This window comes from Pseudocolwellia sp. G5-9, assembly GCF_055808995.1.
Window position 1 is genome coordinate 968,813 of the sequence record NZ_CM147893.1, and the last position, 13,799, is coordinate 982,611.

Here is a 13,799-nt window from a genome sequence, read left to right on the forward strand (position 1 = left end):
TACGAGTTACCTTCATAACTCGTATTAATCAAAACTAACTATACCTCTTCGTTATCATCTCGCTCTTGCAAAGCGCTTTGCTTACGCATAATAGGTCTATGCCCTGCTTCTTCACTAACAAATTGCTTTTTAACCATTTTACGTGCTTTGGGCTTGTTTTCTGTTCGAGCTTTATCTTGTGTTTTCGCTTTAACAACCGCTTTAGGCTTTTTAGGTTTAATGCCTTTAAACTTGCCTTTTAACCCATCTACCGTATCAAACGTTACTTTTTGCTGAAGAAAACCTTCAACGTTTTTCAAGCTTACCCAATCTTTAGGGCCAACTAACGAAATTGAATCGCCAGAGCTACCTGCTCTACCAGTACGACCAATACGATGTACAAATTCTTCAGTATGCTTTGGCATATCAAAGTTAATAACGTGAGATACATTAACAAGATCTAAACCACGCGAGGCTAGATCTGTTGTTACCAGCACTTTATGTTGGCCTTTACTAAAGCTTTCCATAATTTGGTTACGTTGCCCTTGGTTTAGCTCTCCACTCAATGCAATAGAATCGTGGCCTTGCTCATTAAGCACTTGTGATAGTCGTTCGGTATCACTTCTTGTGGCGGTAAAAATAATAAGCTGCTGAATTTTTTCGGTATTTAAAAAGTGCTCTAACAAAGCTTGTTTGTGATCTAAGTTGTCGCATAAGTAAAAGCGTTTCGTAATATCTTCATGCTCAGTATGACCTGCATTAATCGCAATACGCTTTGGTTTTTTTAATAACGCTGACGCAAAATCGTTCACTTGTGCATGATCTAACGTTGCTGAAAACATAAGGGTTTGGCGTTTACGGTGATCTGCCGCTTCGTTAATTAAGGTAAGTTCTTTTGAAAAACCCAGATCTAACATACGATCGGCTTCATCTAAAATAAGTAACTCTAAACCGTTTAAGTAAAAATGGCCTTGTTTTAAGTGATCGGCTAAACGTCCTGGTGTTGCAACAATAAAATGAGGATCTTTTTCTAAGGTTTTAACTTGGTCGTTAAAATTTTCACCACCTAAAATAAGTACCGCTTTAAATTGAGAAGACGATGTAAACATACGTAATTGACTAAACACTTGTTTAGCTAATTCACGTGTTGGCGTTAAAATGAGTACTCGTGGGTCTCTTTTACTCAACGCGCGGTTTCTACTTAGTCGCTGCATGGCAGGAATAATAAAGGCTAATGTTTTGCCTGAACCTGTTTTAGATGAGGCAATTAAGTCATGACCTTTCATTGCAGCAGGTATTGCTTGCTGCTGTATTTCTGTTGGTGCAGTAAAACCTAAATGTTCAACTGTCGACATTAAACCGCTATCTAATCCAAAATCACTAAACTGCAAACGAAACTCCAAGGTAAAAATAATAAAAAACAACTTATCTATTATAACCTTTATATTGATAAGTGATGACAAGTATTTATACATGTAGCGCAAAAAAAATATAGAAGAAATAAAATATTGAATAGTTAACTTTTGATCTATACCCGTTATCATTCAAGATGCAGGTTTCAGTGGGAACTAAAAACAATTTAGGCACAGATTTCACGTTCCAAACGAAATCTAAGTACATACATCCATGTATGCAAGGCATTAAGTTTACGTCATGGTTATTCTCGGTAACTGCTCCTGCGTTACCCTAATGTCCTACATCCATGTAGGAACCTTACTAAAGTTAATAAGCCCCATAAATTGTTTTTAGACCCATCGAAGAAGCACTTGAGCAAAATCACTTCATCGTTAATGCTTTTTATAAGGGAACAACCATTATTACAAAGCGTTGCCTTGAACTGATATCGCTCAAGTGCTCTGAAATACGCACCTTGATTGGTAACGGGTATATATTGTCAATTTTATCGTAAGGACTCTATTATAACGCCCCTATCTACTTGCAATTACTTCAACTAAAGAGATTTTATGTTTTTAAAAAGTTATCACTCTATTGTTATAGGATGTTTATTGGTTTGCTCCACCAAGGTTAATGCTGAAGAGCAGAACAATATTAAAAAGGTATCTGTTGAGCGAGACTTAAACGGATTTGAAAATGTTAATGAAACCTTATCTCTTTGGGAGGCAGGTGTTGGTGGTGGTGTCATTGATGTTCCCAACTATCCAGCGTCTTCACAAAGAAACACAATAACAGCTGCAGCTCCCTATGTTGTTTATCGAGGAGATATATTCAGAGTCGGTGATGGTAATGGCGTTAGAGCTGTTGTAGTGGATAAAAACAATTTGGAAGCTGGCTTATCTTTTGGCGGATCTTTTTCTGCTGACAGTGAAAAAGGCACCGTTAGAGAAGGTATGCCTGAACTCGATTTTTTATTAGAAATAGGCCCACAAGCCATTTATAAACTTAAAGATTATAAGTTTGAAAATGGTGGTAACGCTCGTTTGAACGCAAGATTGCAAGTGAGAGCCGCATTTTCAACTGACTTTTCAGCCATTGACGACCGAGGTTTTGTGCTTAATCCGGTTATAACCTACCAACAACGCGGCCGATTATTTGAAGGAACCGCTTTAAGTACTTCTATTGGTATGGTCTTCGCGACAGAGCGCTTTCAAGATTACTTTTATGAAGTATCTAATCAATTTGTTACCGATACACGTACAGCCTATGATGCAAAAGGCGGTTACTTAGGCACAAGGCTCGCTGCAAGCATATCATTTCCAATAAGCGATAGTATTAGAGGTTTTGCAGGTATAGGCGCACAAATAAACTCAGGTGCCGCAAATGAAAATAGTCCATTATATGAGAAAGATATTACCTACAGTGCTTCTTTAGGTTTTGTTTGGCGATTATACAAAAGCGACAGTAAAGCCCATTGGTAAAATATTAAGCCAATAAAAAAGGCTAGCTTAAACGCTAGCCTTTAAAAAATTTGAAAAAATTATTAACCTGCGCTGTTCGCGATTCTTTCTTCTACAACTTGTAATGCAAAATCAATACGCGAAAGTACTTTGTCTTTATCTAATAAAGCTAAAGTTATATCTAAAGATGGTGAATTACCACCACCTGTAGCAGCAACACGTAAAGGCATTCCCACTTTCCCCATACCTACTTCTAATTCAGTTGCCGTGTCGTTAATAGCAGCATGAATTAACTCAGGAGACCATTCAGTTAATGCCGCTAATTTCGCTTTAACTAAAATTAGCGGCTCTTTAACCACTGGGCGTAAATGCTTTTTAACTGAAGTAGCATCTAATTCAGAAAAGTCTTCATAAAAGTAACGGCTGATTTGTGCCATTTCTTTTAATGTTTTAACACGGTCTGCTTGAACTTTTACAACATCAGCAAGCGCAGGACCGTTTTCAGTATTTATACCCTGTTCGTCCATGTGCCATTTTAAATGAGTAGCTACGTATTCAGGATCCATTGTTTTCATGTAATGTTGGTTAACCCAGATAAGTTTGTCTGTGTTAAAACCTGACGGTGCACGGTTACAATCTTTTAGATCGAATAGCTCAATCATTTCTTCACGAGAGAATATTTCTTTATCGCCATGCGACCAACCTAAACGAACTAAATAGTTTAATAGCGCTTCAGGTAAATAACCATCATCGCGATATTGCATAACACCAACAGCACCGTGGCGTTTAGATAAACGTTTACCGTCATCACCTAAAATCATTGGAATATGAGCATATTCAGGTAATGTAGCGCCTAATGCTTTAAGAATGTTAATTTGCTTAGGTGTATTACTAATATGATCATCACCACGAACCACATGCGTTACTTTCATATCCCAATCGTCTACAACAACCGTTAAGTTATATGTTGGTGTACCGTCTGAACGCGCAATAATTAAATCGTCAAGCTGGTCGTTACTAATGGTTATATCGCCTTTAACCATATCTTTAATAACAACATCACCGCCAATGGGGTTTTTAAAACGAATGACAAAAGGTTTGTCTTCTGGATAATCCGTACGTTCACGCCATAAACCATTGTACTTTTCAATTTCGCCTTTCGCTTTTGCTTGTTCACGCATTGCTTCTACTTCTTCAGCGGTAGAATAACAACGGTAAGCGTTACCTGAAGCAAGTAGTTGTTCGATCACCTCTTTATAACGATCGAAGCGTTTGGTTTGAAAATAAGGGCCGTGTGTCCACTCAAGGTTCAACCAATTCATACCATCCATAATAGCGTCAACAGATTCTTGAGTTGAGCGTTCTATATCAGTATCTTCAATACGAAGAATAAAATCTCCGCCATTTTTTTGAGCGTATAACCAGCTATATAAAGCTGTGCGAGCACCACCTACGTGTAAATAACCTGTAGGGCTTGGAGCGAAACGTGTTGTTAAAGTCATATGAGTCTCACGAAAGAAGCTAACATAATTGATAATTTCAATAAATTAGCAGAATGGTTCAAAAATAATTGGCAATATTTTAACAGGCTAACGAAACTAATACACCTTTTGTATAACCCTGTGCCCAATTGTTTTCCAACAAAAGAATACAAATTAATCAGGATGTTGAAAATACGAGCACTTAATCAATAATATTAAAAAAAGTTAAAAAAAAGGCTTTGTTTTTGTTGACAGCTTTTGGGATCTCCCTATAATACGCCCCCACAGAGACGGACGATTAGCTCAGTTGGGAGAGCACCGCCCTTACAAGGCGGGGGTCACTGGTTCAAGCCCAGTATCGTCCACCATTCTGCTTTATTGATGGACACTCTGTATTTTAAATGATTGGACGATTAGCTCAGTTGGGAGAGCACCGCCCTTACAAGGCGGGGGTCACTGGTTCAAGCCCAGTATCGTCCACCAATCATTTAACCTATTCATATCATACCTAGTATATATGGACGATTAGCTCAGTTGGGAGAGCACCGCCCTTACAAGGCGGGGGTCACTGGTTCAAGCCCAGTATCGTCCACCAATATTCAAACTCTCATATCTAATTAATATTTTTATAAATCTCGTTAAATAATCTTTACTCTAGTTGCGATGCTAGCACCTTCTACTCTTTACAACCCGTGCCAGTCAATGGTTCAAGCCCAGTATCGTCCACCATTATTTTAAATTATCCAAAACAACATACAGAACACTATAAAGTTAAAACACCTTCTACTCTTTACAACCCGAACCAGTCAATGGTTCAAGCCCAGTATCGTCCACCATTATTTTAAATTATCCAAAAAAACATACAGAACACTATAAAGTTAAAACACCTTCTACTCTTTACAACCCGCACCAGTCAATGTTTCAAGTCCGTATCGTCCACCAATATTCAAACTCTCATATCTAATTAATATTTTTATAAATCTCGTTAAATAATCTTTACTCTAGTTGCGATGCTAGCACCTTCTACTCTTTACAACCCGAGCTACTCACTAAATGAATTTTAAGCCTGTACTTAGATTTTTTCGTGGCAACTGATGCTTGTATATTGAATATTAGACAATAAAAAAACCCACATAAATGTGGGTTTCTAAATACAAAAAGTTATCAATCTATTTTGAACGACGCGCTATTACTGCATCGTTAAGTTGCGCTAGCATGGTTTCAGTATCGCCCCAACCAATACAAGCATCAGTAATACTTTGCCCGTAAGTTACTGCTTTACCATCAACTAAGTCTTGGCGACCTTCAACAAGGTGACTTTCTACCATAACACCAAAAATATTTTGATTGCCGTCTGCTATTTGTTGACTAACATCTGTTGACACTAGCATTTGATTCTCAAATTTCTTACTGCTATTAGCATGGCTAAAATCAATCATGATACGAGTATTCAGCTTCGATTTTTCTAATAGTTGAGTAACTTCGCTTACGCTATCGCGATCGAAGTTTGTGGTTTTACCACCACGTAAAATAATATGACAATCTTTGTTACCCGTTGTTTCTACAATGGCTGAATGACCAAATTTAGTCACAGATAAAAAGTGATGTGAGGCAGCCGCAGAACCAATAGCATCTACAGCTACTTTGATGGTTCCATCTGTACCGTTTTTAAAACCAACAGGACATGACAAACCTGATGCTAATTCGCGATGTACTTGGCTTTCAGTGGTACGTGCACCAATGGCACCCCAACACATAAAATCAGCCATGTACTGAGGTGTGATCATATCTAAAAATTCACCAGCAGTAGGTAACCCCATTTCATTTAAATCAAGTAATAGTTTACGACCAATGCGTAGTCCATCATTTAACTTAAAACTTCCATCCATGTAAGGGTCGTTGATTAGCCCTTTCCAACCAACAGTTGTACGTGGCTTTTCAAAATATACACGCATTACAATTTCTAAATTATTTTTATACTTTTCACGTAGTTTAACTAAGCGTTGACCATACTCTATAGCGGCTTCTGGATCATGAATTGAACAAGGACCAATCACAACTAATAAGCGATCGTCTTTCCCTTCAAGAATATTGTGAATTGCATCTCTACCTGCAATAACCGATTTTGATGCGTTATCAGACGATGGAAATCGTTCAAGTAATGCTACTGGTGGTAATAAGTCTTTAATATTGTTGATACGTACATCATCGGTTTGATTAAACATAATAAGTTCTCTTAACTGCAAATTTTATAAAATTTAGTAACGTTTAATTATCAGCCCATACTCCATATTGAATATATAGATAACTAGCGAAAAATTAGCCGGCCAATGTATCAATCTTCTACAAATATTGCTAGAGATAACGCTATAATAAATAAATTAAAGATAAAATGGGTTAAACTGATATAAACCCTAACAACTTAAATATAAAGGAGACTCTATTTACATGATAAATCCAAACCTGCCTCTTATAGATTTACACCGCCACTTAGACGGAAACATAAGAGCACAAACCATTTGGGAATTAGCTCAACAAAATAATATTGCTTTACCTGTGAAACACTTCGAAGAATTTATTCCGCATGTTCAAATAATAGAAAGCGAACCTGATTTACTTGCCTTTCTAAAAAAACTGGATTGGGGAGTTAACGTATTATCAAGTTTAGATGATTGTAAACGTATCGCTTTTGAAAACGTTGAAGATGTATTTAACGCGGGGATTCATTATGCTGAGTTAAGATTTTCTCCTTATTATATGTCTATGGCTTATAAGCTTCCTATTGAAGATGTAGTTGCAGCTGTGATTGACGGTGCAAATGAAGGCATGAAAAAATACCCAGTTAAAATTAAATTAATTGGTATTTTAAGTCGTACTTTTGGCGTAGAACAATGCCAAAAAGAGTTAAGCGCATTATTAGCCCATAAAGATAAATTAATTGCTATCGACTTAGCCGGTGACGAATATAACTACTCTGGGGAGTTATTTACTGATCACTTTAAACAAGTAGCTAATGCTGATTTACACGTAACTATCCATGCAGGTGAAGCGGCAGGTCCAGCTAGTGTATGGCAAGCCATTAATGACTTAAAAGCAGAGCGTATTGGTCATGGCGTTAACAGTTACCAAGACGAAAGCTTACTTGAATATATGCAACAACATAACATTGCTATTGAGTCATGTTTAACCTCTAACTTTCAAACGGGTACAGTAACCGACTTAAGCAAACACCCTATTAAAACATTTTTAAAATACGGTATTCCTGTTTGTTTAAATACAGATGATCCAGCTGTTGAAGGTATTGAATTAAAAGGTGAATTTAAACTAGCGCAAACAGTGTTAGGTTTTACTGATGCTGAAATAAGCCAACTACAACAAAACGCTGTTGCCGTTGCTTTTATGTCTGATAGTGAACGAAAATCACTTATTGAAGCGGTAGCAAAAAAATAACAAGTTATACAAATAATATTACTTAGCATGAAGCTGGATTTACCCAGTAACTTACAGTAAAATTTAATCGATTAAAAAATTAAACACCCATCAGTAAAAAATCCTTGATAGCAGATTTTTCTATAAACTGGCTAGAAACTTACTGAGATTTTAACAACTAAAAAGGTTATTTCTCATGGCAACACCTCATATAGAAGCAGCTCCAAATGATTTCGCTAAAACAGTACTTATGCCTGGCGACCCATTGCGAGCAAAGTTTATCGCAGAAAACTTTCTAGACGACGCTAAATGCGTAACACGTGTACGTAACATATTAGGTTACACAGGCACTTACAAAGGCCAACCTATTTCAGTAATGGGTTCAGGCATGGGTATTCCGTCAATATCTATCTACGCAACCGAATTATATAAAGATTACGGCGTTGAAAACATTATACGCATAGGTTCTTGTGGCGCTGTTCGCGACGAAATTAATGTAGGCGACGTAATTGTTGGTATGTCAGCAAGTACTGATTCTAACGTAAACAGAATGCGTTTGAATCAATGTGACTTTGCAGCAACTGCTGACTTTGGTTTATTACAAAAAGTAGCTAATACCGCAGAAAAAATAAATAAAAAAATAAATGTAGGTAATGTTTTTACCGCTGATTTGTTTTACACACCTCAACCAGAAATGTTTGCATTAATGGAAAAATATGGAATTTTAGCAGTAGAAATGGAAGCGGCAGGATTATATGGCGTTGCTGCTGAATACGGTAAAAAAGCATTAGCCGTATTTACGGTAAGTGATCATATTAAAACCGGTGAAAGCATGTCTGCAGATGAACGTGAAACATCGTTTAAAGACATGATGGAATTAACATTAGAAAGTATTTTATAGATAAAAACACTTCTCAATAACAATAAAAAAAGGCTAGCGATGCTAGTAATGCCGATCAGTTAAGAAATGTTTAACGATCCATTGACCGATCTTCTGGTTAGTATATAAAGGCTTCTGAATTTATTCAGGAGCCTTTTCTTTTGCAACTCTCTACCGCCTTATCACAAGTTTCACAAAATAGTTTTACTGAATTTACAGGATTAAGTGAATTATTAGACCCAAGCATCGTTGATGAAGCGTTGGCTCAGTCAGGTATTGCGACCATAAGGAAGCGCAAGCTTCCTATGGAGCAAATGGTGTGGGCTGTTATTGGTATGGCTTTATTTCGTAAAATGTCTATCCGCCAATTAGTTAATCAGCTTGATATCATTCTACCTAACGGTGACCCCTATGTTGCACCTAGTGCCGTAACACAAGCAAGAAAGAAACTTGGTCATAAAGCAATAGAATCTATTTTTAATAAAACACAATCGCTATGGCATGAGGAGTCTACTCACCCAACATGGTGTGGGTTGACACTATTAGGTGTTGATGGCGTTGTATGGCGAACACCTGACTCAAAAGAAAATAATGAATATTTTGCACGTACAGGAAACTCTCATGGCAAGGCAAGTTACCCCCAAGTGCGCATGGTATGCCAGATGGAATTAACAAGTCATTTATTAACACAAAGTGCTTTTGATAGTGTTGATATTAACGAAATGAAATTAGCTGGCTCGCTAGTTGAAACAACACCAGATCATAGCTTGACACTATTTGATAGAGGCTTCTACTCGCTTGGATTACTTTATCGTTGGCAATCCACGGGAATATCACGTCATTGGCTGATACCGCTAAAAAAGAACGTACAATATGACATTGTTCGTTCATTAGGACGCCAAGATAAAATAGTTCGTTTAACCGCCTGTCCCCAAGCACGAAAGAAGTTTCCTGAATTACCTGAATCAATTGAAGCTCGATTAGTATCGAGAAAGGTTAATGGTAAAGCGTGCGAAGTGTTAACGTCTATGACGGATGCAATGAAGTTTCCTGTCGCTGATATTGTCGATTTATACGGACATCGGTGGGAAATAGAACTTGGTTTTAGAGAAATGAAGCAGTCACTACTTGATAGCCAATTTACCTTGCGTAGTAATCAACCTGAGCTTATAAAACAAGAGTTGTGGGGGATATTACTCGCTTATAATCTGATCCGTTATCAAATGGTATTAATGGCGAAGTCACTCGATTCAATACATCCAAACCAATTAAGTTTTCATGGTGCTTCAATGCACATAATTTATCAACTGACTATGTTGCCATTTTGTTCGCCAGGAAATGTGTCAAAATTTGTTATGGATATAACCAAAAGTGCCAAACAGTTTGTATTGCCAGCACGTAGAGAGCGGAGTTATCCGCGAGAATTGAAGTGTTCTAAGAATAGGTACCCTGTTAAAAAAAGAAATGCCGCTCACCTTAAGTGAACGGCATTAAGCGATGCTAGCCTTTTTTTTACTCATTTTATTAATAGTTATTAATAAAAGTTCGCTTTAAACTCTACACCAAAGAAACGAGGCTCATTAACAAAACCTGTTAAATTGTTAAAGTCGATAGCACCTGTTAACTTTTCTTCATCAGTAATATTACGTCCGAATAAAGCTACTTCGTATTCACTATCATTAGCACTCCATTCATAACCTACGCGGAAACCACCTTCTAATAATGCATCACCTGTAAATTCAGTTGATTCATATAAAAAGAAGTTAACTTCACTACGGTAAGACCAATCGGTATAAACGTAGATTTCACCATCACCTAACTCTTGAGACCAACGAGCAGAAAGATTACCGATCCACTCTGGTGATTGTGGTAAAGAATTCCCGTCAATCAACGCAAAGCCTCTAGAGTCAATCGTGTCTGTTACTGTACAACCACCACCACACGGTTGAACTCCAAGCCCACGTTCTTGTATTTCGGTATTGTTATAGCTCACACTTCCTGCAATAACTAAATCAGCTGTAATAAAGTATTCACCGTCTAGCTCAAAACCGTAACCAACCGCTTTATCTGCATTGATCAAACTTGTTAAATTACCACTACCACCTACAGCCGTTAACTGCTGGTCGTTAACTTGATAATAAAAAACAGAACCATCTAATCGCCCCATATTATCAGCAGTAGTCGATTTAAAGCCCATTTCAATTGAATTAACCGTTTCTGAATCTGCTGTTGATGAAGGTACAGCAAATAATGTATTACGTCCTTGAACACTTGGCGCTCTATAACCTCTAGCTAAACGACCATACAAATTAGTTTGTTCTGTCCACTTATAATTAATACTTAAATCACCACTGACTTGAGAATCATCAACATCAGCGTCATCAGTAAATGTAGATCCTATTAACTCTCCATGCCATTTACGTTCATCATCAGAATAACGTAAACCACCATTAATACTTACAGTGTCAGAAATATCATAATCTAATGAAGCAAATACAGCCCAAGCTGTTGTTTCCATTTCTTGTATGGCAACACCGTTTGGAATTCCATTTGCTAAAGTATCAAAACTCAGGTTATTAATCGTTAAATCTTCATCAAAATAGAAGAAACCCACTTGGTAATCAAACTTCCCTAGTTCATTACTAGAAAGTCGGATTTCTTGCGTTAATTGTTTATGATCAGGCATTTTAGCGCCAGATTCTGATGGAAATGGAATAAACCCAGGCCCTGATATAGCTGCAGCTTCAGAATCAGATGCACCATCCGGTACTAAAAATGCGGCACCGTAACCTCCATCAATATCACCTACAGAAAACATTTCAGCCGACTCGTAACCTGAGATAGACGTTAACGTATAATCGCCTAAATTGTATTCAAGTTTTAAACTTGTTCCTTGCATATCTATCGTTTGATTATTTCGAACAGCCGCATCATGGAAAATGGTTTCACGATCAAAGTTATCAACTAAATCATTTGTACCTGGCTTAATAATATTTGCACGGAATATACGAGCATCAGCTTCTGCATCTCTAAAGTGGTAATTAAATAACGCTGAAAAGTCATCATTTGGTTCCCATAACAATTGAACTCTACCAGCTGTTTCGCTATAACCACCCAGTTGATCTTTTTGTTCGAAGCCAGGAGCTTTGTTATCAATCCAATCATCACGGTCTTGTTGTAATAAAGAAACACGTGCTGATAAAGTATCAGTTAAACCACCACCAACAGCAACACGGAAGTCGGTAGAATTAAACGAACCATAAGAGCCTGACACTGTTGCATCAAAGTCTTGAGTTGGCTTTTTAGACTGAACTTTTATAATACCTGCTGGAGTATTACGACCGAACAAAGTTCCTTGAGGTCCGCGAAGTACTTCAACACGCTCAATATCAAACATTGGCATGCCTTTAGTTAATGCATTTTCAAGTACTACATCATCGTAAATAAGCGATACGGGTTGTGAAGCAAGTAGATCAAAATCTGTATTGCCTAATCCACGAATATAAAAACGAGGGAAAGTACGCCCAAACGAAGACTCAATTAGTAAACTAGGCACTTTAGCTGATAATGCTCTAACATCCATTCCTGAAGAACCTAGTACTTCAAGTTTTTTAGGCGTTAATGCCGAAACTGAAATAGGTACATCTTTAATGTTTTCTATTCTTTTACGAGCCGTTACTTCAATAACCTCAATACCTACAACTTCTTTCTCTGAGGTTTCTTCAGCGTACACTGATTGAGCAGCAAAAAAACTACTTGCAGCAAATACAGTTTGAATACAAATGGCTAAAGGACTTGGTTTAAATTTACGCATTAACTTATCTCCACTTTTCTGATGGTATTTCATGTGTTTATATTTGAATTTAATTATTTTTTAATTATTTTTTAATTTGAGTTGCTTGTAAAAACTTGTACCGTACTCCATAGCTTCTAAATTAAAAAGCTCAGCTATCGTTTGCCCTAAATCAGCGAACGACGACCTTTCTCCGAGGTCTATTGATGAGATATTATTGTGGTAGGCAAGGATCGGCACGTATTCACGTGTATGATCATTACCAGGCCATGTTGGGTCGCAACCATGATCTGCAATAAAAAATACAATATCATCGTCGTTTAATTGACTAAAGATATCAGGTAATCTTTTGTCTAAATATTCTAACGCTTCTGCATAACCAACTGGATCGCGTCGATGACCAAAGTCTTGATCAAAGTTAACAAGGTTAGTAAAAATAATACTGTTGTCGTTCACCGTATTAATATGATCAATAGTAGAATCAATTAAGGCTGGAATACCTGTAGCTTTTGTACTTGAAGTGATCCCTTGATGTGCAAATATATCGGCAATTTTTCCGATACTAAACACTTCGCCACCGTTATCGGTATGTTTATCTAATACCGTTTTTGAAGGGGGTAAAACTGAGTAATCTCTACGATTTCCTGTGCGTGTAAAACTAGCAGAATCTTCACCAATAAATGGTCGAGCAATAACACGCCCTATATTATGGTCATCAAGAATAGTTCTTACCTTTTCGCAATAAGCATATAAGTTATCAAGTCCAAAATGTTCTTCATGAGCGGCCACCTGAAATACACTATCGGCCGAGGTATAACAAATAGGTAAATTACTTTTTATATGTTCTTCACCTAAAGCGGCAATAATAGTAGTACCTGATGCATGACAATTACCTAACATACCCGCGTAACCAGTTTCTGCATTAATGGTATCAATTAACGATTGAGGAAAACTATTCTCGCGATCGGAGAAATAAGTCCAGTCAAATAAAACAGGCACTCCCATCATTTCCCAATGCCCACTAGGCGTATCTTTACCTGTACTTATTTCAGCCGCATGAGCAAAAGCCCCCTTAGTGGGTTGTTCACCTATATAAGGAAAACTTCTGCCTGATGCATCTTCACATGCCTTAACTAATCCTAACGATGATAAATTAGGAATATTTATCTTTTTATTCGTTTGGTCAAAATATGCTTGAGACAAATTAGCAAAGGTATTTGCATCTACATCACCAAATTTTTCAGCATCTGGCGCATAGCCAATACCAAAACTATCAATTACAAATATTATTGCTCTTGCCATTATATTTCTCAGTAACTTTCACGTTTCTTGATTATAGGTGTTTTTTAACCTTAACTTATTAGCTATATAGTCTAGTAAGC

The 13,799-nt window shown here is 37.2% G+C and carries 9 protein-coding genes and 3 tRNA genes; 7 read left to right on the forward strand and 5 right to left on the reverse strand.

Going from position 1 to position 13,799, the window contains the following annotated elements:
* Window positions 1-38 precede the first annotated feature (38 nt).
* Window positions 39-1,370 carry a DEAD/DEAH box helicase gene (locus tag AC0L5Q_RS04160; RefSeq protein ID WP_473614542.1) on the reverse strand — a complete coding sequence of 444 codons (1,332 nt, stop codon included), beginning with the start codon at window positions 1,368-1,370 and terminating at the stop codon, window positions 39-41.
* Window positions 1,371-1,943: 573 nt separating this feature from the next.
* On the opposite strand from AC0L5Q_RS04160, the gene AC0L5Q_RS04165 reads away from it, so the two are divergent.
* Complete coding sequence (locus AC0L5Q_RS04165; RefSeq protein WP_473614545.1) at window positions 1,944-2,855, forward strand: MipA/OmpV family protein; 912 nt, start codon at window positions 1,944-1,946, stop codon at window positions 2,853-2,855.
* Between the two features lie 62 nt (window positions 2,856-2,917).
* Here AC0L5Q_RS04165 and gltX read toward each other — a convergent pair whose 3' ends face one another.
* Window positions 2,918-4,336, reverse strand: coding sequence for a glutamate--tRNA ligase (gltX, locus tag AC0L5Q_RS04170; protein WP_473614548.1), 1,419 nt, complete (start codon window positions 4,334-4,336; stop codon window positions 2,918-2,920).
* A gap of 271 nt (window positions 4,337-4,607) precedes the next feature.
* Between gltX and AC0L5Q_RS04175 the strand changes: the two genes are divergently transcribed.
* The 3 genes from AC0L5Q_RS04175 (at window position 4,608) to AC0L5Q_RS04185 (ending at window position 4,910) form a co-directional block, all read left to right on the forward strand.
* Window positions 4,608-4,683: transfer RNA gene (locus AC0L5Q_RS04175), tRNA-Val, on the forward strand.
* Between the two features lie 39 nt (window positions 4,684-4,722).
* A tRNA-Val gene (locus AC0L5Q_RS04180) sits at window positions 4,723-4,798 on the forward strand.
* A 36-nt stretch (window positions 4,799-4,834) separates the two neighbouring features.
* Window positions 4,835-4,910 (forward strand) — tRNA-Val (locus tag AC0L5Q_RS04185).
* A 574-nt stretch (window positions 4,911-5,484) separates the two neighbouring features.
* Here the strand turns inward: AC0L5Q_RS04185 and aroG are convergent.
* Complete coding sequence (aroG, locus tag AC0L5Q_RS04190; RefSeq protein WP_473614552.1) at window positions 5,485-6,540, reverse strand: 3-deoxy-7-phosphoheptulonate synthase AroG; 1,056 nt, start codon at window positions 6,538-6,540, stop codon at window positions 5,485-5,487.
* A 223-nt stretch (window positions 6,541-6,763) separates the two neighbouring features.
* Between aroG and add the strand changes: the two genes are divergently transcribed.
* The 3 genes from add (at window position 6,764) to AC0L5Q_RS04205 (ending at window position 10,108) form a co-directional block, all read left to right on the forward strand.
* Window positions 6,764-7,765 (forward strand): adenosine deaminase, encoded by a 1,002-nt coding sequence (gene add / locus AC0L5Q_RS04195; protein WP_473614556.1) that lies wholly within the window; start codon window positions 6,764-6,766, stop codon window positions 7,763-7,765.
* A 175-nt stretch (window positions 7,766-7,940) separates the two neighbouring features.
* Entirely contained in the window at window positions 7,941-8,645 is a 705-nt protein-coding gene (deoD, locus tag AC0L5Q_RS04200) for a purine-nucleoside phosphorylase (protein WP_473614560.1), read from the forward strand.
* A gap of 140 nt (window positions 8,646-8,785) precedes the next feature.
* Entirely contained in the window at window positions 8,786-10,108 is a 1,323-nt protein-coding gene (locus tag AC0L5Q_RS04205; RefSeq protein WP_473607552.1) for an IS4 family transposase, read from the forward strand.
* 50 nt (window positions 10,109-10,158) lie between these two features.
* Here AC0L5Q_RS04205 and AC0L5Q_RS04210 read toward each other — a convergent pair whose 3' ends face one another.
* Both AC0L5Q_RS04210 and AC0L5Q_RS04215 read right to left on the reverse strand, forming a co-directional pair.
* Window positions 10,159-12,438 (reverse strand): TonB-dependent receptor, encoded by a 2,280-nt coding sequence (locus tag AC0L5Q_RS04210; protein WP_473614563.1) that lies wholly within the window; start codon window positions 12,436-12,438, stop codon window positions 10,159-10,161.
* Window positions 12,439-12,498: 60 nt separating this feature from the next.
* Window positions 12,499-13,719: a phosphopentomutase gene (locus AC0L5Q_RS04215; RefSeq protein ID WP_473614567.1), complete on the reverse strand. Its 1,221-nt coding sequence runs from the start codon at window positions 13,717-13,719 to the stop codon at window positions 12,499-12,501.
* Window positions 13,720-13,799: the final 80 nt, after the last annotated feature.

Bases quoted from the DNA above. Each gene is read 5' to 3' on its own strand.
- AC0L5Q_RS04165 (WP_473614545.1), top strand. From the start codon at position 1,944: ATGTTTTTAAAAAGTTATCACTCTATTGTTATAGGATGTTTATTGGTT.
- aroG (WP_473614552.1), bottom strand. From the start codon at position 6,540: ATGTTTAATCAAACCGATGATGTACGTATCAACAATATTAAAGACTTA.
- AC0L5Q_RS04215 (WP_473614567.1), bottom strand. From the start codon at position 13,719: ATGGCAAGAGCAATAATATTTGTAATTGATAGTTTTGGTATTGGCTAT.
- add (WP_473614556.1), top strand. From the start codon at position 6,764: ATGATAAATCCAAACCTGCCTCTTATAGATTTACACCGCCACTTAGAC.
- deoD (WP_473614560.1), top strand. From the start codon at position 7,941: ATGGCAACACCTCATATAGAAGCAGCTCCAAATGATTTCGCTAAAACA.
- AC0L5Q_RS04210 (WP_473614563.1), bottom strand. From the start codon at position 12,438: ATGCGTAAATTTAAACCAAGTCCTTTAGCCATTTGTATTCAAACTGTA.
- gltX (WP_473614548.1), bottom strand. From the start codon at position 4,336: ATGACTTTAACAACACGTTTCGCTCCAAGCCCTACAGGTTATTTACAC.